The sequence below is a fragment of the Limnothrix sp. FACHB-406 genome (genome assembly GCF_014698235.1).
In the GTDB taxonomy this organism is placed as follows: Bacteria; Cyanobacteriota; Cyanobacteriia; order CACIAM-69d; family CACIAM-69d; genus CACIAM-69d.
In genome coordinates this window covers 71,142-98,103 of record NZ_JACJSP010000014.1, presented here as the reverse complement: position 1 = coordinate 98,103, position 26,962 = coordinate 71,142, and the positions used below count along the sequence as shown (strand labels likewise).

Genomic DNA, 26,962 nt, shown 5'->3' with positions numbered 1-26,962 from the left:
ATCCATGACCGCTCTACAAAAGCTTTACGAAGGCAAAGCCAAAATCCTGTACGCCACGGCGGATCCCACCATTCTGTTGGCCTGTTACAAGGACGATGCCACGGCGTTCAATGCCCAAAAACGAGGGACGATCGCGGGTAAAGGGCGCATTAACTGCACCATGTCGGAACACCTGTTTCGCAAGCTGGAAGCGGCGGGCGTGCCGACCCACTTTGTGGACTGCCCCGCTCCCAATGAAATGAATGTGCGGGCCTTGACCATCGTGCCGTTGGAAGTGATTGTGCGGAATTTTGCCGCCGGTAGTCTTTGCAAACAAACGGGCATTGCCCTGGGTACGCCGCTGGAACCCCCGTTGATTGAGTTCTGCTACAAGAATGATGAATTTGGGGATCCATTGGTGACGGAGGGCCGAATCTACGCCATGAAGTTGGCCACGCCAGCTCAGGTACGAGAAATTACGGAGCTGACCCAACGGATTAACGAAATCCTGCGCGACTTTTTCCAGCAGTGCGACATTATCTTGGTGGACTTCAAGATCGAATTCGGCATCGACTCCGGCGGGCGGATTGTGCTGGGGGATGAGATTAGCCCGGATACCTGTCGCCTGTGGGATGCCAAGGAAACCGACCCGATCGCCCGAGTGTTGGATAAGGATCGCTTCCGCCAAGATTTAGGAAACGTGGAAGGGGCTTATCAGCGAGTCCTGGAAAAGGTTTTGGCGAATTAGAGATCCCCTGGCCACTCTCAAGCGACAAACTCCTGCGGTAGGATTGCACTGTTTTGGTTGTTGGTTGGGTTGTCGGTTAGCGAACCGAATTCAGATGGAGTGAGATGGCTCCCGGTGGCGCGTGGTCGATTGCAATCCTCGATCGATGTCCGACCCCTAAATTCGGAGCAACGGCGCAGCAGCGAGCCTCAAACCCATCTCAATGGCTAAATTGGACGCTAACCCGTTGTTTCCACCGCCACATCGAAAGTTGGCTGCGTCCTAAGGTGAGGAGTGTATGCGTGTTTTGCGTTTGATGATCCTGTGGCCAGTGCTGGCTGCAAGTGCCACGATCGTCTCGGTGACCAGTCCAGCAGCCCGGGCGACAGAACCACCCACGGCGACGGAATCGGCAGCAGCATCAACGGCGGAATCGGCAACGAAGCCAACCACGGACTCGGCATCGGCCACCCAGTCAACGGCGGAGCTAGCCACGGAATCCGTGGCCGCGACTCCGGAGTTGTCGCCGGTTTCCCCAGCGGTCACGGCCAATCCTGTGCCCCCCGCCCCGATCGCGGTGGCCGCCGGCCCGACAGCACCAACCCCAACGGCCAACCCGGTCAACGGCACGATCGCCGCCGGGCCCGCACAGCCCAGCCCCCAGCCCTCAACCGGGGCGATCGCCCAAGGGGAACCTGCCCCCAGCCCAGCCACCGAAGAACCCGCCGCCCCTGAGCAAACCCCAACTGAAGCCAGAGTTCTGGTTGCGGAAGTGGTTGTGGCCGGCGCAGAAGCCACCTTGCAAGAGGAGGTTTACAAAGTCATTCGCACCCGGCCAGGTCAAACGGCCACCCGCAGCCAACTGCAAGAGGACATCAACCGCATTTTTGCCACGGGACTATTCGCCAACGTGCGTGCCGTGCCGGACGACACCCCCTTGGGGGTACGGGTCACCTTTGAGGTCACCCCCAACCCGGTTTTACAGGCGGTGCGAATTGAAGGCTCCACGGTGCTGCCAGCCACGGAAATTGATCGGATCTTCAGCCCCCTGTATGGCTCCACCCTGAACCTGAACAAGCTGCAAGAGTCGATCAAACAGCTCACCCAGTGGTATCAGTCCAATGGCTATGTGCTGGCCCAAGTGGTGGGATCGCCGCGCGTGGGTCGAGACGGCAACGTGACCCTGGAAGTGGCGGAAGGGCAAATTGAAGACATCAACATCACCTTCCTGAACGACGAGGGCAAACCCACCAACGAAGATGGCACAACGGTCACCGGCCGCACCCGCGATTTCATTGTGTTCCGCGAAATGGACACCAAACCGGGCGCAGTGTTTAACCGCGATCAAATTCAGAAGGATTTGCGGCGCGTCTTTGGACTGGGCATTTTCGAAGATGTGCAGTTAACCCTCAATCCCGGCACGGATCCGCGCAAGGTGGATGTGTCGGTGAATCTTCAGGAGAAAAACACCGCCGTTTTGGGAACGGAAGTGGGCTTTAGCTCCACCAGCGGCATTTTTGGTTCCGTCAGTTTCCAGGAACAAAACCTGGGGGGCAATAACCAAAAGCTGGGCGCAGAAGTGCAACTGTCGGAGCGGGGTTTGGGCTTTGACCTCAGCTTCACGGATCCTTGGATTGCGGGTGACCCCAACCGAACGTCCTACACGGTGAACCTCTACAAGCGGCGATCGATCTCGCTGATTTTTGATGGGGGTGAGCGCGAAGTGGAGTTGGACAATGGCGATCTGCCTCGGGTCGATCGCACCGGGGGGCGCGTGGTCTTTAGCCGGCCCCTGTCCAGCACCTGGAGCGGCTCCTTGGGGGCAGAGTTCCAGCATGTGCGCATTGTCGATCGCGATGGCGACCTCAGCCCCGAAGACGAAGATGGCAACCAACTGGCCTTCAACGAGGACGGCAAGGACGACATCTTCACCCTGCAACTGGCCCTGACCAACGATCGCCGAAACGATCGAGTCACCCCCACCCAAGGCTCCTTCTTCCGGGTGGGTCTGGATCAAGCCATTCCCATTACCGGTATTTTCTTCACCCGACTGCGGGCCAACTACAGCCGCTATTTCCCGGTGGAATTCACCAAGTTCACCAACGGCCCCGAAACGATCGCCGTGAACCTGCAAGCGGGCGGCGTGTTTGGAGACTTGCCTCCCTATGAAGCTTTCCCCCTAGGCGGCACCAACTCCGTGCGCGGGTTTGATGAAGGCGAGGTGGGCAGCGGTCGCTACTTCTTCCAATCTTCGGTGGAATATCGCTTCCCCCTGTTGAAGGTAACGGAACAAATTCCCGTGGGCGGCGTGCTGTTCCTGGACTTTGCCACCGACCTTGGATCTGGGGAAGATGTGCCCGGGCAACCGGCCGTGGTGCGTGAAAAGCCCGGTTGGGGTGTGGGCTATGGGGTTGGACTGCGGGCCCGCACGCCCTTTGGCCCAATCCGGCTGGATTATGGCTGGAACAGCGAGGGCGGCAATCGACTGCACTTTGGTATCGGTGAGCGGTTCTAGGGGCAATGCAAAGGGAATTACCAACGGCATTAGAACCAGAACTGCAAGGGGAACCCCAACCGGAACCCGCAATGGTCGGGCCGTCCTCGGAGGCTATGGCGATCGCGCCGGAGATCCAGCGCCCGATCGCCCCCCTACGCACCCTCGGCCAGGCCTTTAGTCGATCGGGCGTGGGGCTACATTCCGGATTGCCCGTAACCCTGTGGGTGCAGCCCAGCCTGGAACCGGGTATTCGGTTTGTGCGTACGGATTTGCCCGATCGCCCGGTCATTCCCGCGCATTGGGATTTAGTTTCTCAAACGCAACTGTCCACGGAGGTTCGATCGCCCCAAGATCCGCAAGCCACCGTCCGCACGATCGAGCACCTGATGGCCGCCTTGGTCGCCTGTGGCGTGGGGGCGGCCCAGGTGGAAATTAATGGGCCCGAAGTACCCCTGTTGGACGGTTCCGCCATTGAATGGTGTCGGGCGATCGCCCTAGCTGGTCTGCGGGCCTTGCCGAGCACCCGCACGCCAGCAACCGATCCGGCAACCATTGCTGAACCCCTTTGGATCCCTGAGGGCGATGCTTTTGTGGCCGCCTTGCCCGCCGCGGAACTGCGATTTAGCTATGGGATTGACTTTGCCCTACCCGCGATCGGCAACCAATGGCACAGTTGGTCACCCGGAGCAGCCTTCTGCCCGATCGAGCCGGAACCCCAACCCGGCTCCTTTGCCCACGACATTGCCCCTGCCCGCACCTTTGGCTTAGCCCACCAAATTGAACAACTGCGGGCCGCCAACCTGATCCGAGGTGGCAGCCTGGACAATGCCCTAGTCTGTGGCGAAGCGGGCTGGCTGAATCCGCCCTTGCGGTATGAAAATGAGCCAGCGCGTCATAAAATCTTAGACTTAGTTGGCGACTTGGCCCTGCTCGGAACCATTCCGCGCGCCCATTACTTGGCCTACAAAGCCAGCCATCGTCTTCATGGGCAACTGGTGGCCAAACTGGCGGCAATGATTGGCAATGGGTCTTCGATCGAAAGTCGGTCGGCAATTGATTGATCGAACCTTGATCAGTCATCGATCGAACCTTGATCGGAACCCGATCGGCAATGAGTCCTCGACCATCAGCGCTCGCCCAGAGTTCCGCCATTGCTCAGTCAACACCCATCCAATTGCCCAGCAGCGGATAGGCACGCCCATCCCTCACAGGAGTTCGTGACCATCCGTGGTTTTGCCCGCTCGATCGCCCACTGGCCCGTTGTTTAGGTTGCAAAGTCCTATGTCCACTGTTTCTGCTCCAGAACCCGTTGTCACCGCCCAGACCCAGGACACAACCACAACGGATCAGGCCGATCGCCCCGTTGGGCCCACCACCTTCACCGTTGAAGACATTCACCGGTTGCTTCCCCACCGCTACCCCTTCGCCTTGGTCGATCGAATCATCGACTATGTTCCCGGTAAGCGGGCCGTGGGGCTAAAAAATGTCACCTTCAATGAACCCCACTTCCAAGGCCACTTTCCCAATCGCCCGATCATGCCAGGGGTGCTGATTGTGGAAGCCATGGCTCAGGTGGGCGGCGTGGTGCTCACCCAAATGCAAGACAACCCCGGTCAAGGCTTGTTCATGTTTGGGGGCATTGACAAAGTGCGCTTCCGTCGGCCCGTGGTTCCCGGCGATCAACTGATCATGACCGTCGAACTGCTTTGGGTGAAGCAAAAACGCTTCGGCAAAATGCACGGCCGGGCGGAAGTGGAAGGGCAACTGGCCTGTGAGGGCGAGTTGATGTTCTCCCTGGTGGACTAGCGGACTAGTTGACGAACTAGACTTTTCAGCATTGGCTAAACGTATTAGTGTGTCAGGGCAGCGCGATCGCACCGATCCCATGAAAGCAGCGATTCATCCGACGGCGATCGTTCATCCCGACGCAGAACTCCATCCCACGGTGACAGTCGGCCCCTATGCCGTCATTGGCCCCGCCGTTTCGATCGGGGCCGAAACTCAGATTGGCCCCCATGTGATCCTTGACGGTTACACCACCTTGGGGGAACGAAACCAAATTTTTGCAGGAGCCGCGATCGGCACAGAGCCTCAAGATCGCAAATATCAAGGGGCCCTCAGCCAAACGATCATTGGCAACGACAACAAAATTCGCGAATACGTGACCATCAACCGCGCCACCCACGAAGGGGAAGTGACCCAAGTGGGGGACGGAAACCTGTTGATGGCCTACAGCCACGTGGCCCACAACTGCCTCATTGAAGATGGGGTGGTGATTGCCAATGGGGTGGCCTTGGCGGGCCATGTGACGATCGAGTCGCGGGCCACCATTGGCGGCGTGTTGGGAGTTCATCAATTTGTCAAGATTGGCCGGTTGGCCATGGTCGGCGGCATGAGCCGGATCGATCGGGACGTGCCGCCGTTTATGTTGGTGGAGGGCAGCCCCGGCCGAGTGCGCACCTTGAACCGTGTGGGGCTGAAGCGGGCCGGCTATGACGAGCTAGACAACGGCCTGACCACCCAAACCCTGAACAAAGCCTTTCGGATTTTGTATCGTTCTGAGGCCACGCTGGAGCAAGCCCTTGAGGAACTCATGCTGCTGCCCTCCTGCGAAGCGTTGCAACACTTGATTCGGTTTTTGCAGCAGTCTAAGGCGGGACGGCGGGGCCCGATGACCGGCCGCAAACCCCACCGCAGCAGCCATGACTAAATTGGGAACGCCCGATCGCCCTTTGCGGATTTTTCTGAGCACGGGGGAAGTGTCCGGGGACTTGCAGGGGGCCCTGTTGATCCAGGCCTTACAGCGGGCAGCAGCGTCTCGGGGCCAGGTTTTGGAAATTACGGCGCTCGGGGGGCCGCGCATGGCGGCGGCGGGGGCCCGGCTGATTTTTGATACGAGTGCGATCGGTTCGATCGGCCTTTGGGAGGCTCTGCCCTTCGTCATTCCGACCCTGAAGCTCCAATGGCAAACCAAAGCCACCCTCCGCCAGCAACCGCCCGATGTGGCCGTTTTTATTGACTACATTGGCCCCAATTTGACCATGGGCCATTTCTTTAAGCGCCAATTGCCCCAAGTGCCCACCGCTTACTACATTGCGCCCCAAGAGTGGGTGTGGTCTTTGGGCGATCGCAACACCACGCAGGTGGTGGGGCTGACGGATGTGATTCTGGCAATTTTTCCCCAGGAAGCCACCTACTATCAACGCTACGGAGCCGCCGTGAAGTGGATTGGGCATCCGTTGATCGATCGCTTGGCCCAAGCCCCCGATCGGGCCGCCGCCCGCCAGCATTGGGGACTGAGCACCGATGAATTGGCGGTGGTGTTGCTGCCGGCCTCCCGTCGCCAAGAGCTAAAACTCTTGATGCCCAGCCTTTTTGCGGCCGCTCGCCAAGTGCAGGATCATCACCCCAAGGCTCGGTTTTTGATCCCGGTTTCTCTGCCCGCTTACCGACCCGCCATTGAACAGGCGATCGCTGAATTTGGTCTCCAGGCGGAAATTGTCGGTGATAGCTTGCTGGCCATGGCCGCCGCCGACTTAGCCTTGACCAAATCTGGCACGGTGAATTTGGAGTTGGCGCTGTTGAAAGTGCCGCAGGTGGTGATTTACAAAGTGAGTCCAATCACCGCTTGGATCGCCCGTCATCTGCTGAAGTTTTCAATTACATTCATGTCGCCGCCCAATTTGGTGGCCGAACAGGCGATCGTCCCGGAGTTGATGCAGGAACAGGCCAGCCCCGATCGAATTGCCCAAGAGGCGATCGCCCTGCTGCAACCCGATCGGGCCGCCCAGCTTCAGCAGGACTACCAAGCCATGCGCGATCGGCTCGGGGGCGACGGCGCAACCGATCGGGCAGCCCAGGAAATCTTGAACCTGATTTAAGCGCTCCTAGCTTGCAGAAATGAGGGGCAACAACCGCAGCCTTTAATGCTCGAAAATATTCTCGTATTGCAGCAAATCGAGTTGCACGATCGTTTGAAGAGCCACAAAACATTGCTGGGCCAATTCCCAACGTTCTTCACGCTGCAACATTGCCATTAGTTTCTGTCGAGCACTGAGCAAATAGCGCACATCATTGGAAGCATATTCCAATTGCGCCACCGATAAATTCACCGCATTGCCCCAATCGGAACTCTGCTGGCGTTTATCCAACTCCACCCCTTCCAGTTCATTAATCAGGTCTTTGAGGCCATGTTTGGGGCTGTAGGTGCGGGCTAATTTACTAGCAATTTTGGTGCAAAAAATGGGGTTCGTGGCAATCTCCAGGTGGTATTGCAACATGGCCACATCAAAACGGGCAAAGTGGAAAACCTTCTCGATCGCCTCATTTTCTAAAAGCTGCTTCAGGTTTGGTGCACCAGTCTGCCCTCGGGCAATTCGCACCACGGCCACTTGCCCCGCCGGATTACAAATCTGTACCAAACAGAGGCGATCGCGCCAGGGTTTAAGGCCCATAGTTTCCGTATCGATCGCCAGGGCAGAGGCTTGGCGATAGTCAGCCAGGGCTTCTGCTGATAAATCTTGTTCAAAAACCTGGAAATTTTCTAGCATTTTCTTCAGAACTCACGGATTAAATGAATGTTAATCGAATTGGCGTTAATTGAATTGAATTGAATTGAATTGGCACTAACCCAATTCCTTGAGTATTTACCCAATTGCAGCCTTTCCCTGAAGCCATGGTTAGGTTCCATCACAGATGCCATGAATCAGTGATTAGGTGAACCATGATCAACCCAGGAAGGCACTCAATTCGTACTAGCGAGCTTGGTACTCGCCAACTCGAAATTCACAAAATTGGCAATCCCCAAATTAGCATTAACCCAATGGACAATTCGCAAATTAACATGATTCAATTAGCAGAATTAACTCAATCTAAAGAAATAGCCTGTTATCCACCCATAAGCGCCTAAAGCTAGCGCACAGAGCAAACACCCAGAAATAGCCTGATCCGAATTCCGAAACCCCGGTGCTCGCGCTGGGATCTGAACAATCAGTCCCCTATGGTTGCGGTTCAACTTCCGGCCGAGGGTTAAATCATGGCTGATTTTTTGGTCTTGGGCCCATGGCGCGGATGAATATCCCTAGAATGGGGGCGTAGTTTTTGCTGCAATCGTCTAGCACGCGCCCCAGTGGTTCAGTATGGATGCTTCGGATAGGGCTGAGAAGGCTGAATCGAACCAAACTGCCAAGCCTTCCTCGGCGGCGGGAGTTGGCCCCCAAGTGTCAAAACGCTCGCGCCCCGATCGCGCTTCAGAGTTGGAAGCTGGCTTGCTGACGGTGATGGGCAGTGCCGAAGTGCCGGAAGCGGTGCGCGATGCGAATCAACAGGCGGTGAATGGGCCGGCGCGGCCCCAGGGGCGGCCCTGGCTGGGTATTTTGGGGGGATTGTTGGGTCTCGGGGCGATCGCGGCGGGCGGTTTTGCCTACCTTTGGTCAGCGCGACAGTTGCCCAATGCCTGGCAAGCACGCTTAGACCAAATGATCGGTAGCACCCCCAGCCCCACGGCTCCCGCCAGCCCTACGCCGGATCCCAACTCCCTGTTGGGCCATTTGCCCTACGAAGAAGCACCCCAATCGGAACTTAGCCCCATTAGCAATGATGGCCAGATGCGATTGCGGCGATCGGCCGCTCGGGCCTATCGCTCCATGGCCGCTGCGGCTCGGGCGGATGGGGTGAATTTGGTGGTGCTGTCGGCGTTTCGCTCCGTGGAGCAACAACAGTCCGTGTTTTTCAACATCAAGGCTGCCCGCAACCAAGCGGCTACCAAGCGGGCTGAGGTGAGTGCGCCCCCCGGCTATAGCGAACACCACACGGGCTATGCGGTGGATATTGGGGATGCCAATGCGCCTTCAACCAATTTGAATCAGAACTTTGAACGAACGAGAGCTTTCCGCTGGCTGGCGGATCATGCGGCTCGGTTTAATTTTGAGTTGTCGTTTCCGGAGGGCAATCGTCAAGGCGTGTCCTATGAACCTTGGCATTGGCGCTTTGTGGGCGATCGCAACAGTCTGGAAACCTTCTATAAGGCTCGTCAGCAAGGGGTTGAACGATCGGGGAGTGGCCCTTCTGGGACTGAGGTTCCTGAATCTACGCCAACGCCAACCGATCGCCCCGGTTCATCCTCTGAGTCTGATGAGATGGACTCCCCGATCGAGTCGCGTCCTGATGCGGTGGATCAGAAAGATCGCGAAAGCCAGGATTCTCAGGATTCTAATAACTCGCAGCCATCTCCTCGCTCTCTGATCGATCGCTCCTAGTCGATCGCTCCTAGTCGATCGCACCTAGATCTTGGGCTTCCGAAGCCTAGGCAATCGGAGTTGCGCCAAGGGACTGAGGGCACAACCCCAGAAAAAAGCTTGGCGCACCGTGGCAGTCAGCGAGATCGAGGGATCGGCATCTTGGCGCAAGGATCGCAACTTCAGCGCTTTGTAGCCATTGGCAACCATGATTCGCAGCGCCAACCCGGGCCAGGCGATCAGGGGGGTAATGATCCGTTTGAGGGCAAAGGTCGCCAACCCACAGGCCCGGGCCAGGCGAATGAGATAGGCGCGATCAAGTCGCCAAGCGGGAATTTGGTGATGGGTTTTTAGGCGGGGTGCAAACCAAATTTCCCAGCCCGCCCGCGCCAGATACAGCAAGGGTTCATAATCATCCCCCTGCACGAAGCGGCCGGCTAATTTCCCGCTTAATTGGGGTTCCGGGGGCACGGTGGCTAACCAAGCAGCTCGATTGACAATCAACGCCGCAGCGGGCGGGAGACGCAACTGCTGAGCCAGGAAGGGGCCGGGGCGATCGGCAAACTCAGGATAGCTACGAATGGCTAAATAGCCTTCCAAGTCACGCAGGGCCGGCGGCAGGTCGATCGCGTAGGCTCCCAAGACCTTGCCCCCAAACGCCCCAACTTGAGGATGAGCCTCCGCAAAGGCGATCGCCTCCCGTAGCCAGTCCGGTTCCGGCCAGTTGTCATCATCCAAAAAGGCCACCCAAGGGGCCGCCGTCAACCGCACGGCCCGTTGTCGGGCAAAGGCGGCTCCCTGGCGTGGTTCTTGGCTGATATGTAAAGGGCAGCGGTTCCAAGTTTGTTGAATTTGGCGCAGTTGGGCGATCGTGCCGTCATTGCTGTTGTTGTCGATCGCCCAAATTTCCCACCGCAAACCGGGCGGAATCTCCAGAACTTGGAGCCGATCAAACAGGGCAGGCAGTCGATCGGCTCCGTTGTAAATCGGAATCGCGATCGCAATTTGGGGAGTCAAGGGCTGCGACGAGCCGGCCGCCCGTTGGGCCGCACGGGCAATGACTTGGCGATCGCCCCGTTGCTCTCGATCGCGAAACCAGCGACCCATCACCCAAGGACTGGTTAGGGTGCTAATCAGGAGCGATCGCTCGCAAACCAACACCGGATCTCGCGATCGCCACCCGCCCGGATGTTGCAGCCACCAGCGCAACAACCGACGCAAATCCGACAAACCATAGAACCACGGGATCAGGAATCGGCGCGATCGATCCACCCGCAACAGCCGCACCACATAGCGACTCCAGCCAATTCCCTGAGCAAAAGAGCGGAGATAATCGGCCGTGAAGCGAGTTGCCGGCAGCCGGTGACTGAGGCGCAGGGCGGGGCAATAGGCCACAGAGTAGCCCGCTCGTTGGAGGTAGACCAGCGCTTCCAGATCTTCGGAAGTAAGCCAGGTGTTTCCCGTTCGCCCGCCCAAAAGTAACCGAGGTGGCACGGCCGCCAACCAAGCGGCCCGACGCACCACCAACCCCGCCGAAGGCGGCAACAGGCCGCGCCCTGGCTCATACACAAACGGTCGATCGCCCCGATCGACAATGGCAAAGAGCGATCGAATCCGTGCAAATCCCACCGGCTCCGGCCCCTCCAAAACCGGCAGGATGCGCCCCCCAAAAGCCCCCACCAGGTTTCGATCGACCCAATCACCCTGGGCAAACTGCCACACCCGAGCCACCCAATCGGGATCCGGCACGGTGTCATCATCCAAAAAAGCCACCCAAGCCGCACCCGATCGCACGATCGCCCGCTGCCGGACAAAGGCCGCGCCCTGTTGTGGCTCTTGATCCCAATGAATTCGAGGCGATCGAGCTTGGAAGGCGGCCACCACCTCCCGGGTGCGATCGTCGCTATTGTTGTCAATCACCCAAATTTCCCAGTCGATCGCCTGGGTTTCCACCTGGGCCAACAACGCCTCCAGGACGATCGGCAGGCGATCGGCCCCGTTATAGGTCGGAATCGCAACAGTCAGCACAGAATTGAATTAGGAGAGCCAATCCAGCGCCTAGCCCCGAAAAGCATGAATGGCCGCTTCCACATCCGACCACTCCGCCGGGCCCCGATCGGGTTTCACAGGATAGTGCTCAGAATCGCGGGTAATGGCAAAAGTCCGCTTTGGCTCAACCGGCGGCCCATCATAGTCGTGCTGCACTTCGATAAAAACCCCGATTTCCTGAACAATGCCTTTGAAATAGCGCAGCGCAAAATCCAAAGACACGCCATGACGATGCAAATCAACCAACACATCAGTTGGAATCACATAGCAAATTTCCCGCAACAACCAACGCGCCTTGAGCGTCGCTTCCCAAACTTGATAATGCCAAACACATAAATGAAAATAATCATCTTCATTAATGTATTTCCGATGCCCCATGATAAATGCAGAATTCGACCAATTATAGGGAGTCCAAAGCTCTAATTCCGCCCCAGAAACGCAGACGCGACTAATTTCAGGAAAAATGTGCCCCGTCCAATCATTGTCTTGGACATGCTCTAGAAAATGGGATGAGTAAACCTTGTCAACACTTCGATCGGGCAGAGGAATAGGGTCAGACGTTAGGTTTAAGACATAATCAACACCTGGCTGCGGAAAACTATCGATGCCAATCGTTCCTTCTCGTTTGCATCCACCACAACCGAGGTCAATTTTAAATAGCAAGGCTTTTTTGAGGTTGAGGTTAGGATGAATTCTCATGGGTGTCTTCAGGGATTACCTAATGATGCCTTCGATTACCTAATGATGTCTTCTACTTGTGACCATTTATTGAAAAACATCTTTTGAAAACTTCCAAAAGATGCAATTTCAAAGCATTCTTATAGACTTTAACAGAAATTTAAACAGGTAACTCTAGGTTTCATAGCACGGTTGGCAGAGTAAAGATTTTGGTAGTGCCGTAACTCAGTGATATGTACAGGCAGAAATTCTGTTAGGTCAGACATTTTGCCTTGGAACTCATTATTTTGATAGGCACTGTCACAGGTCTCCAGAAACTCTTTAGCACAAGGATACTAATCAGAGTGGTGCTCAAAAAAGGATAGTTGAATTTGGAGTGAGGGGGTTAAGCACTTGAGGAGTGGAATTTGGATGACATGGAAACCCCTGCTGCCGATTTAGCTCTGCTTCTGCTGGGCGGTCAAAGAGGAAGTACTTACCTGGCCGATTGTGGTAGTGATGTTCGGCAATGTAAGGCATATCTGGTCTATGGTCTACACTGGAGTAATGGGTGATGATCGTAGGACGCACGATTTCGGGATTCCTAGGCAAGCTACCACGATGCAACAGCCAAGCGTGCCAAATCAATACATCTCCTTTTTTCCCACACCAAGTTACTGGCTGGACTCGCTGGCGCTCGATTTCTGCATCATAGAGCGGGTTAAGAATTTTTTCTGCATGCCATGGCCAGTCCGGATCACTACGAATTTCAGGCGGTAGTGCAGAAAGAATTTTCTCTTGACGACAAACATCCCAACGATGAGAGCCAGGAACAAACTCAAAAGGCCCGGAATCTGGATGAATATAATCTAGAGCAAACCAAACTCCTGCATAGTGAGCATTCACGCTTACAGGGTTTAGGTAATCATCCTGATGCCAATTTCGTTGGGTAGACTTCCAGTTTGTTAGATTAAGATGCATAGCCATTTCATGGCCAATTAGTTCCCGTAATTTGTCTAAAAGTGGCGGGTAGAGACAAAGGTTTTTAATTTCATCTACCTCTAAGTAGGGAGTTGGACTCAAGTATCCAATCTTGCCAATACTTAAGGTGTCTTTCAAAAAGCGTTTGCAGTAGCGATCAATCAGGTCTTGGGGAATAAAATTTTCGATGATGAGGTAACCGTACCTGCGCCAGTATTCCTGATCAGAAGTCAAATTAGGAGGTGCGATTGTCCGATCAAGTGGCGGACGGCGGGAGTCAGGGACAACGTCTGTAAAATGACCGAGATTGTATTCCATGGAATATACACCAGGCTTGAAAGAGCGAGTAACTTATTGAGTGATCAAATGCTTCCAAATTGCACCAACAGGACAGTCAATAAGTTAGAGTTAAATTGTTTACCAATCATGAATTGGCGGCTTCAAAGCTCCTTTGTTGGCTTCTGCACCAACCCACTTGGTTAACAGTGTAACTGAGTTAAACCCACAAGTGTGTTAAAAAATTACAAAATCTGGATCTGTAATGTTTGATTGATCGGCTGGTTGCTGTTTTTGAGGCTCAGGGTAGTGACTACCTTCACCAACTACTCCTGCAAGTGAAGCATTCCAGCGAAAAACACTCTCATCAAAGTCTTGAATTTTCTGAGCCAAGATTGCGACACCTGCATAACTTCGAAATAAGGGAAACTCCAAACATTCCAATGGCTGTTCCATGTACATTCGCACTGGGGAATTCATGCGACATGAAAGAACTTGGAAACCAAGTGTGTCCGGGAAAAGAGCTTTCATCCCTTCACTGGAAAACCGCCAAAAATCCCATGGCATTTCATGAATAGGCCAGGCTGGGTGTGTGGAATGAAACGTGACTCCACCTGGCTTAAGCAAGCGGTTAATTTCTAGGGCAACCAACCAGGGCATTGCTAAATGCTCAAAGACAGATCGCGAGAATATAGCATCGAATTTTCGATCCCCAAAATAACGAGAAAGCTGGTGAGCATCTCCAACAACATCAGTGTTTTCGTCTTTGTAGTAGTCAAATCCTGTGTATGAATTTACATCTTGGAAGTGAACACGCTGGCTTTCAGATGTAACTATCCGAGAGCCAATTTCCAAGACATCCAAATGCTTTTCATTGCAAATTCTAATGAACTGAGTGTAAAGGTCTTCTTCTCCTTCAGGAAATAATAACTCGTCGTGATACTTTAGCTTTTCTAGATTATAGGGAACTTGCCAAGAGTAGTTTCCATTATCACTCTTGATTTGAAGCTGAAAGCATTCTGAGCTTTTTTTTTCAAAACAAGCTGTGAAGCCACAATTTTCTGGTGGAGAGTATTGCTGGAATAGGCTTGCAACATCTTTGCGGCTATGCCAGGAAAGCTCATGAGTCTCAGTTTGTGGCATGGTTAAGTTTATTTGATGAACTGGGCCTTCTTTTCCTACAACCCATCCTCTAACCCAATACCATAGTCCCTCTGCCCAAGAAAATTCGACCCCGATAATGCAATTTTCGGTTTCATAGACTGCCATAGGGTACTGCTCGACTCTGAAGATTAGTCAAAAACTAGGCGCTATTATATCACCATCTTCAATAAGTATGATTGCTGGGAGCTGGCTCAATAAATATGATCCTTATGATCTTAAAGACAATACCTGGGCAACAAGGCATCAGGAATAATGGGACTCACGCTCTTTCTTATTGACCTGATCGCCCGGGGAGAGTTGCTGAAGCGGCAAATGACCCGATAGGGTTGTGTTGCTTTGTTGATCGCCTGTTTTAGCACCCCTTTGCCATGATTGCTTCTGCCTTTGCCGAATCGGAGCTATTTCCCCAGGATCGGGCCCAGATGGGCCGTGCCGTGGACTATTCGGGCGCACAAAATTTGACTCAGGTGTGGGTGCGGGCAGCCCAACGCTTTGGCACGTTGCCGGCCCTGCGCGATCGCCACTCGTCACCAGCGCTGGAGCTGAATTTTGCGGAACTGCTGGAATATCTGCAAACGTTTGCGGCGGGACTGCAAACGCTGCTGAGTCCTGAGGATGCCAGTGCGCGGGAGGAGGCGGGATTGGTTGTGCCGCCTCGGGTTGCGCTGTTTGCGGACAATAGTGCTCGGTGGTTTGTGGCGGATCAGGGCACGATGGCGGCGGGGTTTGCCAATGCGGTGCGGAGTTCTTTGGCGGAAACGGAGGAGTTGCGCTACATCCTGGCAGACAGTGAGGCGCGGCTCTTGATTGTTGAGAATCAAAAGACGTTGAATCGGTTAGCCGATCGCCTGGGAGATTTGCCTTTGGTGGCGATCGTGTTGTTGTCGGATGAGGAGCCGGTGCGATCGGGCGCGATCGGGGATGATATCTTGCTTTTGAATTTTTTGGAGTTGCTGGAGCGGGGGCGCGATCGCCTGAAAAATCACCCCTGGCAACCGCCCCAACAGGATCCAAAAACCCTAGCCACGCTGATCTATACCTCCGGAACCACGGGGCAACCGAAAGGGGTGATGTTGTCCCATGGGAACTATCTCTATCAGCTCAGTGCATTCCGAACGGTGGTGGCTCCTCAAGCGGGCGATCGGGTGTTGACCCTGCTGCCCACCTGGCACTCCTTTGGCCGGATTGGGGACTATTACTTGCTCTGTCAAGGTTGCGTTTTGGTTTACACCAACATTCGCCAGCTCAAGGCCGATCTGAAAACCCATCGGCCCCAATACATGATGGCGGTGCCGCGTCTTTGGGAGTCAATTTATGAAGGGGTGCAAAAGCAATTCCAATCCCAACCGGCCAGTACCCAAAAAATTGCCCAAACCTTTTTGGGGTTCAGTGAGCGCTACGTGCGGGCCAAGCGCCGCTGGCAAGGGCTGGAGTTACGATCGAAACCGGCAGCAGGTTTGGAAAAATTGTTGGCGGGGGCACGGGCGATCGCCCATTGGCCGCTGCACCGCTTGGGCGATCGACTGGTGTATCAAAAAATTCGGCAGGCCACCGGGGGAGAGCTGCAATACGCCATCAGTGGCGGCGGTTCCTTGGCCACCCACCTGGAAATGTTCTTTGAAATTGTGGGGGTGAATGTGCTGGTAGGCTATGGCCTGACGGAGACTTCCCCGGTGCTGACGGTGCGGCGCAACTGGCGAAATTTGCGGGGAACTTCTGGGCTGCCGCTGCCGGCCACGGAGCTGCGATCGGTTGATCTTGAAACCCGCCAGCCGCTCCCGGTGGGCGACAAAGGCCTAATTCTGGCCCGGGGCCCACAGATTATGGCGGGTTACTTTGGCAAACCGGAAGCAACGGCGAAGGCGATCGACTCGGAAGGCTGGTTTGATACGGGAGATTTGGGTTGGCTGTCGCCGATCGGGGACATCACCATCACCGGGCGGGCCAAGGACACGATCGTCCTGACCAATGGGGAAAATATTGAACCCCAGCCGATCGAGGATGCCTGTATTCGCAGTCCCTACATCAGCCAAGTTGTGTTGGTGGGTCAAGACCAAAAGACGCTCGGGGCTTTGATTGTGCCCAACCAGGAGGCGATCGCCGCTTGGGCCGCAGAACAGGGGCTTGATTCGGTGGATCTCCAAAGCGATCGGGTACAGGCCTTGATTCGAGATGAGTTGGCACGGGAAGTGAAAAATCGCCCCGGCTACAAAGCCGAGGAACGGATCAGCACCTTTCGTTTTTTGGCGGAACCCCTGTCGATCGAAAATGGTCTGTTGACCCAAACCATGAAAGTGCGGCGAAACGTGGTGTTTGAGCGGTTTGCAGACCTGATTGCCACCATGTTTGACAGCTAGCCCCCTAGGGCGATCGCAGCCTCGGCTAAGGGCCGATTCCTTGGGTTGCGGTCGCCCTTGAAACAGGATTCAGAAACCAGATTGCTTAGAAACCAGATTGCTTAGAAACCAGATTGATGTTCCAGGATCCAGCCTTGTTCAAACATTTCCTTGGGCGGGCCGCCTTGCTCTCCGTGCTGCTTTGTACCGGCGGCGCGGCCCTGGCGGGAGATCGGGCTGTGCTGCCGGATTCAACCAAACAACCGATTCAGGTCAAGGAACGGCGAGTGGAGCTTGTCCCGATCGCGGATCTGTTAGCCAATCCGCAACGGTGGGTCGATCGACTCATTGAAGTACAGGGCCGTTTGCAACCCAGCCCGGATCCGCAAGGGGCGATCGGCTGTACCCGCATGGCCTGTCCTTTTCCCAGCAGCGCCCAGCCCGGTGACCAGCGAGATTGCAATCGCTGCCAAGGGCCCGCCGGATTGCGAGCGGGGTCTCAATGGCTAGCCCTCAGCAATTTGCGATGTACGGGTGTTGAACAACTGACCTTGCGCCCGGGCGGTCAGGTCGATCGCACTATTCGTTGGGAAAGTGCCCGACTTGAGGATCAAGCATGGAGCCTCGATCGGTCTTACAGTGCCGTGGGGACGTTGCGGCGCAGCACTGGCCCCGGAGCCGATCGCACCCAATACGAATTTGAAATTCGATCGCTCACCGTTCTGGGTCAAAGTTCTTCTGAGCCAATCCCCGGCCTGTGGTAGCACCATTAAAAAAGCGAGATCATCTCAAAGGACGACCTCGCTCAGAATTTAATTGGAATTCAACTGGAATGCAAATGGGTTGGCAAATTTAGCGATCGACTGATCCCATAATCACGTCGATGCTGCCCAGAATCGCCATGATGTCCGCCACCTTCACGCCCTTCAGCAAGTGCGGCAGGATTTGCAAATTGGTGAAGTCCGGAGCCTTGATCTTGAAGCGCCAGGGGAACACATTGTCATCACCCACGATGAACACACCCAGTTCGCCCTTACCGCTTTCGAGGCGCACATAATGTTCGCCCTTGGGAATCTTGAACGTGGGAGCCAGCTTCTTGCCAATGAACTGATAATCAAAGCCGTTCCATTCGGACTTTGGCCCGCCCAGCATCCGTTGGGCTTCCAGGTTTTCGTAGGGGCCGCCCGGGATCTGATCCAGCGCTTGCAAGAGCATCTTGTTCGACTCGCGCATTTCCCGCACCCGCACCAGGTAGCGAGCGAAGCAGTCGCCGCCGGTTTCCCACTGCACATCCCAGTCCAGTTCGTCGTAACACTCGTAGTGGTCAACTTTCCGCAAGTCCCACTTCACGCCCGAACCGCGCAGCATGGGGCCCGACAGACCCCAGTTGATTGCTTCTTCGCGGCTGATCGTGCCAATGCCTTCCACGCGGCGGCGGAAGATCGGGTTATTGGTGATCAGCTTTTCGTATTCGTCGATTTTGGGCGCGAAGTAGTTGCAGAAGTCGCGGCACTTGTCGATCCAGCCGTAGGGCAAGTCAGCGGCCACGCCGCCCATGCGGAAATAGTTGTTGTTAATCAGGCGTGCGCCCGTGGCGGCTTCCCACAGGTCATAGATCATCTCCCGTTCGCGGAAGATGTAGAAGAAGGGGGTTTGCGCACCCACATCGGCCAGGAAGGGGCCAAGCCACAGCAGGTGGTTGGCGATTCGGTTCAGCTCCAGCATGATCATGCGGATGTAGCTGGCGCGGCGGGGCACTTCAATGCCGGCGAGCTTTTCGGGAGCGTTAACCGTGATTGCTTCGTTGAACATCCCGGCGGCGTAGTCCCACCGACTGACGTAGGGCACGAACATGATGTTGGTGCGGTTTTCGGCAATTTTCTCCATGCCGCGATGGAGATAGCCAATGACGGGTTCGCAGTCGATGACGTTTTCGCCGTCGAGGGTGACGATGAGCCGCAACACGCCGTGCATGGACGGGTGATGGGGGCCCATGTTCACGACCATCGGTTCGGTTTTGGTTTCAATCCGGGTCATAGGATCGATCGGTCTCCGTTGGTGGTTGCACTGGGCATCGCGTGTGGGCGATCGCCGCGTTAAACAAGTCGGTGGCTGGGCGCACGACCGGTGGATGGCGATGGAACACCGCTTGCCATTATCAACCGAAATTGCGGCGGACTGGCGGATCAGTGGGGAGCGATCGATTGTTTTTTGTTTGATCGCCCATAATCGCGGTTGCCGGTCATGGCAATTACGATGGCAATTACGATGGCAGTTATGGGTGAGTTGCCCATCATCACCCCGCTGGACTCCTCTTTGGACTCCTCATCGGTCATTGGTCTTAATCAATCCTGCTTAATTCTGGTTCATGCTGATTAATCCTGCTGGATCTTGATTCTGCTCAATTCTGGTTAATGAATTCTGGTTAATGTTTAATGCCTGATGCCTGAGGAATCGCAAGGGCCATGGGACAATGAAGCGACAGAAATTCAAAAGCGCCCCTTCAGGACTTGATCCATGGCTAATAGTTGGTGGGAAATCAACATTCGCTGCCACCCATTACTCGAAGACACCGTTTATTGGCGAACTCAAGATTTTGGTTGCCGAGGCACCTCTAGCCAATATAAAGGCAAGAATTGTTTGATTTCCGCCTATTTGCCCCAAGAGCAGGCGCAACTCCTAGATCTTTCTGCCCTGGCGCTTTGGTTACGCCAAGATGCCATTTTGGCCAATTTGCCTGAACCAACGGTCAAATGGAATTTGATTGATGAAGAGGATTGGTCGAGCAGTTGGAAAGAACATTGGCAGCCGCAAGAAGTGGGCGATCAGTTCTTGATTTGTCCGGCTTGGTTGGATGTGCCGGAGGCGGGTAAGCGGGTAGTGGTGCGTTTGGATCCGGGGGTTGCCTTTGGCACGGGGGCCCATCCCACAACGCAACTCTGCATGGAGTCGATGGAGATGCGCTTTGACGGCCAGCCCACGGAGCAGATCGTTGCAGACATTGGTTGTGGGTCGGGAATTTTGGCGATCGGGGCGTTGTTGGTGGGGGCCAAAACTGCCTACGCGGTGGATATTGATCCCCTATGTTTGCGGGCAACCCAAGAAAATATTTCGCTGAACCATATTCAGCCCGATCGGGTGCATCTGGAGCAGGGATCTTTTGAGAAGTTGCAAGAGATGTTGGGCGATCGCAAAGTGGATGGCTTTTTCTGCAACATTTTGGCGGAGGTAATTGTGGATTTGATTCCGCAATTAGAACAAATTAGCCATCAAAAGACTTGGGGAGTGTTGAGTGGCATTTTGTTAGATCAAGCCAAGGCAATTTCTGACACGTTGGAACAAAGTGGTTGGATTGTGGCCACGTTGTGGAAGCGTCAGGAATGGTGCTGTATTAATGTGCGGCGATCGTAAAGAATTTGATCGCGGATTTGATCACGGATTTGATCACGGATTTGATCACGGATTACAGGTGGCTTTGGGTTGCGCAAAGTCGGGTAATTTGGCGCTTGGGACTCACGGAAACCAGGTTGCAACTGAGGCGATCGCCCTGGCCCACTTGGCTCAATTGTTGTTTGCCCGCTTGCCAATGGCTGGCCATTTGGTTGAACCAGCGCCCGGCCAGGTTTCCAGATCTGGCGGAGGCCACATCTTCAACGGTGGCCACCGCGATCGACCCCAACAAAACCATGCTCGCGATTTGAATCAGACGCTTCATAAAAACGGGCACTCCAGCGGATCGTAGCCAGAAATTGAATTCACTCAACAACACCAGCCGATCGGGGTGATTGTGCTGCGATGTTCATGGGTTGCGGCGCTCAGCGTTGAATCGCAGGATCGCTCAGCCTGACCCCACAGCCCGATCCCTGCAACACCGCTGCTACAGCCTTACTGTTGAATATGCCCTGCAACGGGACGATCGCTTCAGGTAGAAGGCCAGTTTAACAACTGCGTGAAGGTTCTGCTGCAAAACGGCTTAAAGACTTGCTTAAAGCCTTGATTAAAGTCTTGATTAAAGTCTTGATTCAAAAATTTGCTGAAATCTGGATTTAGAGTTTTAGTTCTGGCTGAGCTTGGCTAAACGGCAACTCAGCGTTAATGGCATCAATTTGTTGTTGTTCGTATTGGTTAATTTCATCAATATAGGTTCGCAAAATCCGATCGAGCCGGGGATGATAAAGCCGGTGCAGACTGTGGTTGGGGGTTGCCGGGAATCCGCGCCGCCGTTTGTGTTGCCCCCCTGCGCCGGGGTCAAAAAGTTGAATTCCGTGAGCGATCGCCCAGTCGATCGGCTCGTAATAACAGGCATTGAAGTGCAGATGGTCAATTTCTCGCGTGCAACCCCAATAGCGACCGTAGAGCCGATCGCCCTTGGTGATGCAAAAGGAGAGGGCGATCGGGTGGCGATCGTCACCGTGGGCATGGGCCGTAAACAACACCACGCGATCGGCTAATTGATCGGCCAAATCCACAAAAAACTTGCGCGTTAAATATTGGCTGCCGCCCCAAAACTTCTCGCAAGTGCTGCTGTAAAAATCATAAACCTTGGAAAAATAGCCGTGGGGAATTTGTGAACCCTGCCAGGTTTTGAACTCCAAGCCACTATTCACCATGGATTTTCGCTCGCGTTTGATATTGCGGCGCTGATTGGCGTTAAAGCTCGCTAGATAATCTTCAAATGTTTGATAGTTATTACTCGTCCAAATGTAGCTGTGATGTTTCCAGGTAATGAAATCGCCCAAGGATTCCATGAGTTGTTGCCATTGGGGATCCACGAACAGAAAATGACAGCCAGACACATGATGTCGGCTACAAAAATGATCGATCGCCCCCAGCATCATTTCAGTGATTGCCCGTTCATCTTCAGCAGAGTCGATTAAAAATCGATAGCCTTCTGCTGGCGTAAAAGGGGTCATTCCTAACAGCTTGGGATAGTAATCAACCCCTAGGCGATAGGACAAATCTGCCCATTGCTGGTCAAACACAAATTCGCCATAACTGTGTCCCTTGAGATAGAGGGGAGCTGCGGCCACCAACTTTCCCGATCGGCGCACAACCAAGTGGGATGGCAACCAACCTTCCTGCGGAATTGCGCTGCCCGATGTTTCCAAATTATTCAACCAAGCCCATTCCAAAAAGGGGGTTTTTAGGGGTTTGGCTAATGCATCCCACTCCTGCGGACTCAGATCCGCCATCCGACTAACCCAAGAAAGTTCGTAGGCAATTTGTTCGGTGGTTGCGGTTTGGGCCATGGTTCACAGGGCGATCGAGGGGGGCTGATCTGTTCAAAATGATGCGCAATCGGTGCTGATAGGTCAACGGCAGCGCTTTCGATACCCTAGCGCGATCGCCCTAGGCTTTCAAGGCAAGTGAGACAAATGACAAAACCCCGGAAGGCGGAGCGGCATCCATCTTCCGGGGCTTTCTCACCGGGGGCGATCGGCTTTCTTCAAATGATTGGAGGTCACTGAAGATAACTGGCGATGACTTGAAATGACTTGAGATTACTTGAGAGCCGTTTTGGAATTGTTGGATGATGACTTCTTCCAAAAACCTGTCCAACGCCGCCACAGGGCACGAACAACTTTCCATTGATCGATCGCGTGGGCAATCACAAACACCAAAAAGCTATAGGAAAACCAAAAGTGTAAGCCACGCCCCAAATCCACCATCTCAGCATTTTGGGGAAACAGCTCCGGCACAACAATGCCAAAAAATTTGACATTATTAGGCCTCACGGAATTAGACAGAAAAATACCCGTGACCGGAACCACAATCATGAAGCCATAGAGGCTGCTGTGCAGCAGAAATACACGCCACCAATGGGTGGACAGTTTGGGCAGCCGACGGGAATATTTTCGCCACCAAACTCGGAACAACAACAGCACCCGTCCCAACAACAAACCAATGGTTAAAATCCCGATCGACTTGTGGAAATCATAGAAACCGGGGCGAAAGGAAACCTCGCGCGGCAGTTGCGCCATGAAGGTTCCTCCCACAAACAAAATGAGATAGGCCAGCACCATCCACCAATGCAAGGACATCAAATTTTGGAAGGCATTGTTGAGGCGGCGTTTGGGTGGAGCAACCTGGGCAGAATCAGCCATGACGTTTGGGAGTTGGTCATCATTAATTAGCCATAATCATAACGAGTACATATTAAATTGTGGGTACTCGCAGCCACTTGGGGGGATTCAGCCAAACCGGTTGGGCATCGTTGGGGCGATCGCCATCCACAGCGCGGCCCATAAGGGGAAACAGCGCGGTAGCATAGAGTGCGCCAAAGTGTGCGACACAATGCACACCCAAAACTTCAAAATCTGTCGGCTCGATCGCCCCTTCCTATGGCTGAAAACTGGTTGGAATCCTTGGTTTGGACGGACTACCGCGTGGCGGTTTTGTTTACCGTTTTGATACCGCTAGGGCTGTTGCTGTGGGCGCTTGTGGCCAAGGCCGACGCGCTGCAAAAGCTGATGGTGATCTATTGGCGGGTTTCGAGCCTGCTGGCCATCACGGTGTATTTGATGATTGGCTCTTTGCCCGTGAGCTTTGTGGCGGCGCTGGGGGCGCGGGTGTTGATTCCGCTTGGGCTGTGGTTCTGGGTCGATTTAAATGAAGAAATTGACGACCAACCCCAAGGGCGGCTGAAGTTTGCGTTTAAGGCTTGGCGCTGGGCCATGACCATTTACTGCGCGATCGGGACGGTGGCGCAGGTGTTGACCTTGCCCTGCGCCCTGAAACCCAGCGAAGTGCTGGTGAAGGATGCGGCTTGCCGTGTTTGGTTGGAACCCACCTGGCTCTATCGAGAATATTTCCACAACAACACCAATCCTAGTTTTCTGGGCGTGTTGGGAGTTTTAGGCTTGGCGATTTATGTCATTTATTTGGCCTATTTTGTGGTGTTCCGGTTGGGCAAACAGGGGCGATCGGCAACGGGGATTTAGGGTTGGTGATTGAAGCCCTGTAATTGAAACCCTAGGATCTTGATGTTTCCGTTGCCAAATCTTGAGGGCAAGGGACTAACTGTTCTGGCCCGGGGCGATCGGGACTTGGATTGGGATTGAGATTGGGATTTGGATCTGCGAGGCGATCGCCTAATCTTCCACAAATTGCCGCATGGGAATTTCAATCAAAAAGCTAGTTGAATGATTCAACTCCGATCGACAAGTTAACCGGCCGCCATGCCTTTCCACCACAATCTGTTGGGCAATGGACAGACCCAAACCGGTTCCCTTGCCCACATCTTTGGTGGTGAAAAAAGCATCAAACAAGTTTCGTTGCACCTCAGGGGCAATTCCGGGCCCATTATCCGTAATCACAATCTGCACCGTTTCAGGATCGGCCAAGGTGGTGGTGATGGCAATTTGCGGCGGTTCCCGATCGCCCCGTTTATCCTCATCGATCGCGTCGATCGCATTGGTCAGCAAATTCATAAACACCTGGTTCATTTGCCCCGCGTAACACTCAATGGGGGATAGCTCGCCGTAGTGTTTTTGAATCTGAATCGCTGGGCGTTGATCCGTAGCCTTCAGTCGGTTGCTCAAAATCATCAGCGTGCTATCCAAACCCGCGTGAATGTCTACGCTTTTCACCTCCGCTTCGTCCAGCCGCGAAAAGGTGCGCAAGGACAGAACAATTTCTCGAATGCGATCGGTTCCCACCCGCATTGATTTCAACAGTTTGGGCAAATCTTCCTGCACAAACGTCACATCAATTTCGTCCGCCAGCTCCAAAATTTCCGGCGTGGCCTTGGGAAAGGCCAATTGATAGGCAACCAACAGCGCCAACACATCTTGCACATAGTTGCAGGCATGTTCGAGGTTGCCGTGAATGAAATTCACCGGATTATTAATTTCGTGGGCCACCCCCGCCACCATTTGCCCCAAACTGGACATTTTTTCCGTTTGAACCAGTTGTGTTTGGGCTTTTTTCAGCACCGTCAGGGCTTCCGATAGTTGGGCGGTGCGTTGTTTCACCCGCTGCTCCAAATCCTTGGCCAAGTCTTGCAGGGCGGCTTCGGCGGCCTCGCGATCGCGCACTTCCTGCTGAAGTTGCAGATTTTGGTTGTCTAACTCCTCCTCAGCCAGTTCGCGGCTCTCATCGGTCAGCACCCACCACCAGACCGCGATCCCCGACAAAACCAGCAACATCGCATACAAAACCCCAAAGGTTTCCAGCAGCGGCATTGATTCAGCATCGGGTTGCGCGAGGGGCAACTCTGCGATCGGCCCGAGGGTATAAACCAGCGCAAAAATTGCCCCCAGCAGGGCCGCCATGGCCGCAAACAGCCCCAAAAAACGCACCATCCGCTTGCCCAACCGCAAAGACAGGCGATCGCCAAAAATGGCCTGGGCCACAATTGCGGCCAATCGCACCTGTTCGCCTGCGGAGGGCTTGCAGGAATCGTGACAATGGGCATCCAGACTGCAACAGAGGGAGCAGATGTGGCCATCGTAAACAGGACAAAAGGCCAAATCCGATGGCTCATACTCGTTGTCACAAACGCAGCAACTGACCAGGGTGGCGGCCGGAAAATTCAAGCGCACTTCATTGGGACGCGCGATGTAGTAGCGGCCTTGGGTTGCCCAGGCGATCAATGGCGACAGACCGAAAGCAATCCCCAGGGCCAAAAACGGCGCATAGGCCCGCAGCGTTTCCCCAAAAAGCCCCACAAAAGCCACCATGGCAATGACCGAAGCCACCACCATCGAGCCAAATCCCACGGGGTTGAAGTTGTAAAGATAGGCGCGTTTAAACTCAACGTAGGACGGACTGAGCTTAAGCGGTTTGTTAATCACCAAGTCCGCCACGATCGCCCCAATCCAAGCGATCGCCACGTTGGAATAGAGGCCCAACACGGCCTCTAGGGTTTCAAAAACCCCCAACTCCATCAACAGCAGAGCGATCGACACATTGAACACCAACCACACCACTCGCCCGGGGTGGGAGTGGGTGAGCCGCGAAAAGAAATTTGACCAGGCCAGGGATCCCGCGTAGGCGTTCGTGACGTTGATTTTGATTTGGGAGATGATCACGAAAAACACCCCCACCGTCAGCACCACTTGGGGATCGTCAAAAACGGTGGCGAATCCGGCCAGGTACATTTGAATTGGCTCCTTGGCCTTAGCAAAGGAAGCCCCATGCTCGATCGCCAAAGTGGCCAAAAAGGCCCCGCCCAACTGCTTGGCTGCTCCCAGCACAATCCAACCGGGCCCCGCCGCCAACACCGCTAACCACCAGCGAATCCGATTGTTGGGGCCACATTCCGGCAAAAAACGGAGATAGTCTACCTGTTCGCCCAACTGGGCAATGAGCGAAAAAGAAACGGTGGCCGCCGCGCCAAACAGCAAGGGATCAAAGGCGGCTCCGCTGGGGGAGTTTCCGGCAAAGTGCAGCCAGCGATCGAGGGCGGCCGGTTCCTTGAGGCCCACAAACACAAAGGGCAACCCCATCAAAATCAGCCAAATTGGTTGCGTCCAAAACTGCAACCGCTCGATCGCCGTGATGCCATAAAACACAATCGGCAGCACCACCAAAGAGCAAAGGATATAGCCCAACCACAGGGGAAGATGCCAATAAAGCTCTAAGGCTTGGGCCAGGATTGCCGCTTCCAGCGCAAAGAAAATGAAAGTGAAAGAGGCGTAAATCAGCGAGGTAATGGTTGAGCCAATGTAACCAAAGCCTGCGCCCCTGGTGAGCAAATCAATATCGACATTGTATTTGGCGGCGTAATAGGAAATGGGAATTCCAGCTAGGCCAATCAGCAGCCCTACCACCAAAATTGCCCAAAAAGAATTGCTGAATCCATAGCTAATCACTAAAGATCCACCGATCGCTTCCAGGGCCAGGAAGGAAATTCCTCCTAAGGCCGTATTGGCAACTAAAAACTCCGACCACTTCCGAAAAGACTGGGGTGCATAGCGAAGGGAATAGTCCTCGATCGTCTCGGTGGCGACCCAAGCGTTATACTCTCGACGCTTCTGCACAACCTTTTTGCGGGGCATATACGGGGTCGTCATAGCAGGTTAAAAAGATGACAGAATGGAGCAATTCATATACGGAG

22 protein-coding genes are annotated in these 26,962 nt (G+C 54.4%); 11 read left to right on the top strand and 11 right to left on the bottom strand.

The features are described 5' to 3' along the window. Positions 1–4 precede the first annotated feature (4 nt). The 6 genes from purC to lpxB all read left to right on the top strand — a co-directional run bounded on the left by purC (position 5) and on the right by lpxB (position 7,084). Entirely contained in the window at positions 5–727 is a 723-nt protein-coding gene (gene purC / locus H6G53_RS13915; protein WP_099533515.1) for a phosphoribosylaminoimidazolesuccinocarboxamide synthase, read from the top strand. Positions 728–1,004: 277 nt separating this feature from the next. After that, on the top strand, positions 1,005–3,221 hold the full coding sequence (locus tag H6G53_RS13910; RefSeq protein ID WP_199309254.1) for a BamA/TamA family outer membrane protein: 2,217 nt from the start codon (positions 1,005–1,007) through the stop codon (positions 3,219–3,221). Between the two features lie 95 nt (positions 3,222–3,316). Next, a complete protein-coding gene (lpxC, locus tag H6G53_RS13905) occupies positions 3,317–4,264 on the top strand; it encodes a UDP-3-O-acyl-N-acetylglucosamine deacetylase (RefSeq protein ID WP_190533909.1) in 948 nt (315 codons plus the stop codon). A gap of 220 nt (positions 4,265–4,484) precedes the next feature. After that, positions 4,485–5,009: a 3-hydroxyacyl-ACP dehydratase FabZ gene (gene fabZ / locus H6G53_RS13900; RefSeq protein ID WP_099533514.1), complete on the top strand. Its 525-nt coding sequence runs from the start codon at positions 4,485–4,487 to the stop codon at positions 5,007–5,009. A 79-nt stretch (positions 5,010–5,088) separates the two neighbouring features. Continuing rightward, positions 5,089–5,913 (top strand): acyl-ACP--UDP-N-acetylglucosamine O-acyltransferase, encoded by an 825-nt coding sequence (gene lpxA, locus H6G53_RS13895; protein ID WP_190533906.1) that lies wholly within the window; start codon positions 5,089–5,091, stop codon positions 5,911–5,913. Continuing rightward, positions 5,906–7,084, top strand: a complete 1,179-nt coding sequence (gene lpxB, locus H6G53_RS13890; protein WP_190533862.1) for a lipid-A-disaccharide synthase — start codon at positions 5,906–5,908, stop codon at positions 7,082–7,084. The genes lpxA and lpxB overlap by 8 nt, the downstream gene beginning before the upstream one ends. Before the next feature lie 42 nt (positions 7,085–7,126). Here the strand turns inward: lpxB and H6G53_RS13885 are convergent, their stop codons facing one another. Further along, positions 7,127–7,753, bottom strand: coding sequence for a ribonuclease D (locus H6G53_RS13885; protein ID WP_190354510.1), 627 nt, complete (start codon positions 7,751–7,753; stop codon positions 7,127–7,129). A 588-nt stretch (positions 7,754–8,341) separates the two neighbouring features. On the opposite strand from H6G53_RS13885, the gene H6G53_RS13880 reads away from it, so the two are divergent. Next, positions 8,342–9,460, top strand: a complete 1,119-nt coding sequence (locus H6G53_RS13880) for a D-alanyl-D-alanine carboxypeptidase family protein (RefSeq protein WP_242030853.1) — start codon at positions 8,342–8,344, stop codon at positions 9,458–9,460. Positions 9,461–9,484: 24 nt separating this feature from the next. On the opposite strand, the gene hpsE is transcribed toward H6G53_RS13880, so the two are convergent. The 4 genes from hpsE to H6G53_RS13860 all read right to left on the bottom strand — a co-directional run bounded on the left by hpsE (position 9,485) and on the right by H6G53_RS13860 (position 14,671). Next, entirely contained in the window at positions 9,485–11,467 is a 1,983-nt protein-coding gene (gene hpsE, locus H6G53_RS13875; RefSeq protein WP_190533859.1) for a hormogonium polysaccharide biosynthesis glycosyltransferase HpsE, read from the bottom strand. A gap of 30 nt (positions 11,468–11,497) precedes the next feature. Further along, positions 11,498–12,187, bottom strand: a complete 690-nt coding sequence (locus H6G53_RS13870; RefSeq protein WP_190533856.1) for a methyltransferase domain-containing protein — start codon at positions 12,185–12,187, stop codon at positions 11,498–11,500. A gap of 330 nt (positions 12,188–12,517) precedes the next feature. Further along, a complete protein-coding gene (locus H6G53_RS13865; protein ID WP_190533853.1) occupies positions 12,518–13,444 on the bottom strand; it encodes a phytanoyl-CoA dioxygenase family protein in 927 nt (308 codons plus the stop codon). 195 nt (positions 13,445–13,639) lie between these two features. Then, the gene (locus H6G53_RS13860; RefSeq protein ID WP_199309253.1) at positions 13,640–14,671 is read right to left on the bottom strand and encodes a class I SAM-dependent methyltransferase; all 1,032 of its coding nucleotides are present in this window, start codon (positions 14,669–14,671) and stop codon (positions 13,640–13,642) included. Between the two features lie 263 nt (positions 14,672–14,934). Between H6G53_RS13860 and H6G53_RS13855 the strand changes: the two genes are divergently transcribed. Together H6G53_RS13855 and H6G53_RS13850 are read left to right on the top strand one after the other, a co-directional pair. Further along, positions 14,935–16,923, top strand: a complete 1,989-nt coding sequence (locus H6G53_RS13855) for a long-chain fatty acid--CoA ligase (RefSeq protein WP_190533850.1) — start codon at positions 14,935–14,937, stop codon at positions 16,921–16,923. Between the two features lie 134 nt (positions 16,924–17,057). Next, positions 17,058–17,666, top strand: coding sequence for a hypothetical protein (locus H6G53_RS13850; protein ID WP_190533847.1), 609 nt, complete (start codon positions 17,058–17,060; stop codon positions 17,664–17,666). A gap of 88 nt (positions 17,667–17,754) precedes the next feature. Here the strand turns inward: H6G53_RS13850 and H6G53_RS13845 are convergent, their stop codons facing one another. Together H6G53_RS13845 and H6G53_RS13840 are read right to left on the bottom strand one after the other, a co-directional pair. After that, positions 17,755–18,939, bottom strand: coding sequence for an NAD(P)H-quinone oxidoreductase subunit H (locus tag H6G53_RS13845; RefSeq protein ID WP_099533504.1), 1,185 nt, complete (start codon positions 18,937–18,939; stop codon positions 17,755–17,757). Between the two features lie 149 nt (positions 18,940–19,088). Further along, the gene (locus H6G53_RS13840; protein WP_190533844.1) at positions 19,089–19,238 is read right to left on the bottom strand and encodes a hypothetical protein; all 150 of its coding nucleotides are present in this window, start codon (positions 19,236–19,238) and stop codon (positions 19,089–19,091) included. Positions 19,239–19,419: 181 nt separating this feature from the next. On the opposite strand from H6G53_RS13840, the gene prmA reads away from it, so the two are divergent. Further along, positions 19,420–20,313: a 50S ribosomal protein L11 methyltransferase gene (gene prmA, locus H6G53_RS13835; protein WP_099533503.1), complete on the top strand. Its 894-nt coding sequence runs from the start codon at positions 19,420–19,422 to the stop codon at positions 20,311–20,313. 52 nt (positions 20,314–20,365) lie between these two features. On the opposite strand, the gene H6G53_RS13830 is transcribed toward prmA, so the two are convergent. The 3 genes from H6G53_RS13830 to H6G53_RS13820 all read right to left on the bottom strand — a co-directional run bounded on the left by H6G53_RS13830 (position 20,366) and on the right by H6G53_RS13820 (position 23,006). Next, positions 20,366–20,617 (bottom strand): hypothetical protein, encoded by a 252-nt coding sequence (locus H6G53_RS13830; protein ID WP_190533841.1) that lies wholly within the window; start codon positions 20,615–20,617, stop codon positions 20,366–20,368. 331 nt (positions 20,618–20,948) lie between these two features. Then, positions 20,949–22,151: a GNAT family N-acetyltransferase gene (locus tag H6G53_RS13825; RefSeq protein ID WP_190533838.1), complete on the bottom strand. Its 1,203-nt coding sequence runs from the start codon at positions 22,149–22,151 to the stop codon at positions 20,949–20,951. Between the two features lie 252 nt (positions 22,152–22,403). Continuing rightward, on the bottom strand, positions 22,404–23,006 hold the full coding sequence (locus tag H6G53_RS13820) for a cytochrome b (RefSeq protein ID WP_190533835.1): 603 nt from the start codon (positions 23,004–23,006) through the stop codon (positions 22,404–22,406). Positions 23,007–23,243: 237 nt separating this feature from the next. Here H6G53_RS13820 and H6G53_RS13815 point away from each other — a divergent pair, with 237 nt between their 5' ends. Further along, complete coding sequence (locus H6G53_RS13815; RefSeq protein WP_190354500.1) at positions 23,244–23,843, top strand: DUF3177 family protein; 600 nt, start codon at positions 23,244–23,246, stop codon at positions 23,841–23,843. Between the two features lie 150 nt (positions 23,844–23,993). Here the strand turns inward: H6G53_RS13815 and H6G53_RS13810 are convergent, their stop codons facing one another. Next, a complete protein-coding gene (locus H6G53_RS13810) occupies positions 23,994–26,918 on the bottom strand; it encodes an ATP-binding protein (RefSeq protein ID WP_242030852.1) in 2,925 nt (974 codons plus the stop codon). Positions 26,919–26,962: the final 44 nt, after the last annotated feature.

Excerpts from the sequence above, each read along its gene's own strand:
- H6G53_RS13820 (WP_190533835.1), bottom strand. The coding sequence starts at position 23,006 with ATGGCTGATTCTGCCCAGGTTGCTCCACCCAAACGCCGCCTCAACAAT.
- lpxB (WP_190533862.1), top strand. The coding sequence starts at position 5,906 with ATGACTAAATTGGGAACGCCCGATCGCCCTTTGCGGATTTTTCTGAGC.
- H6G53_RS13845 (WP_099533504.1), bottom strand. The coding sequence starts at position 18,939 with ATGACCCGGATTGAAACCAAAACCGAACCGATGGTCGTGAACATGGGC.
- H6G53_RS13880 (WP_242030853.1), top strand. The coding sequence starts at position 8,342 with ATGGATGCTTCGGATAGGGCTGAGAAGGCTGAATCGAACCAAACTGCC.
- H6G53_RS13885 (WP_190354510.1), bottom strand. The coding sequence starts at position 7,753 with ATGCTAGAAAATTTCCAGGTTTTTGAACAAGATTTATCAGCAGAAGCC.
- fabZ (WP_099533514.1), top strand. The coding sequence starts at position 4,485 with ATGTCCACTGTTTCTGCTCCAGAACCCGTTGTCACCGCCCAGACCCAG.
- H6G53_RS13815 (WP_190354500.1), top strand. The coding sequence starts at position 23,244 with ATGGCTGAAAACTGGTTGGAATCCTTGGTTTGGACGGACTACCGCGTG.
- prmA (WP_099533503.1), top strand. The coding sequence starts at position 19,420 with ATGGCTAATAGTTGGTGGGAAATCAACATTCGCTGCCACCCATTACTC.
- H6G53_RS13825 (WP_190533838.1), bottom strand. The coding sequence starts at position 22,151 with ATGGCCCAAACCGCAACCACCGAACAAATTGCCTACGAACTTTCTTGG.
- H6G53_RS13830 (WP_190533841.1), bottom strand. The coding sequence starts at position 20,617 with ATGAAGCGTCTGATTCAAATCGCGAGCATGGTTTTGTTGGGGTCGATC.
- H6G53_RS13840 (WP_190533844.1), bottom strand. The coding sequence starts at position 19,238 with ATGACCGATGAGGAGTCCAAAGAGGAGTCCAGCGGGGTGATGATGGGC.
- H6G53_RS13810 (WP_242030852.1), bottom strand. The coding sequence starts at position 26,918 with ATGACGACCCCGTATATGCCCCGCAAAAAGGTTGTGCAGAAGCGTCGA.
- lpxC (WP_190533909.1), top strand. The coding sequence starts at position 3,317 with ATGGCGATCGCGCCGGAGATCCAGCGCCCGATCGCCCCCCTACGCACC.
- purC (WP_099533515.1), top strand. The coding sequence starts at position 5 with ATGACCGCTCTACAAAAGCTTTACGAAGGCAAAGCCAAAATCCTGTAC.
- H6G53_RS13860 (WP_199309253.1), bottom strand. The coding sequence starts at position 14,671 with ATGGCAGTCTATGAAACCGAAAATTGCATTATCGGGGTCGAATTTTCT.
- H6G53_RS13910 (WP_199309254.1), top strand. The coding sequence starts at position 1,005 with ATGCGTGTTTTGCGTTTGATGATCCTGTGGCCAGTGCTGGCTGCAAGT.
- lpxA (WP_190533906.1), top strand. The coding sequence starts at position 5,089 with ATGAAAGCAGCGATTCATCCGACGGCGATCGTTCATCCCGACGCAGAA.
- H6G53_RS13865 (WP_190533853.1), bottom strand. The coding sequence starts at position 13,444 with ATGGAATACAATCTCGGTCATTTTACAGACGTTGTCCCTGACTCCCGC.
- H6G53_RS13870 (WP_190533856.1), bottom strand. The coding sequence starts at position 12,187 with ATGAGAATTCATCCTAACCTCAACCTCAAAAAAGCCTTGCTATTTAAA.
- H6G53_RS13855 (WP_190533850.1), top strand. The coding sequence starts at position 14,935 with ATGATTGCTTCTGCCTTTGCCGAATCGGAGCTATTTCCCCAGGATCGG.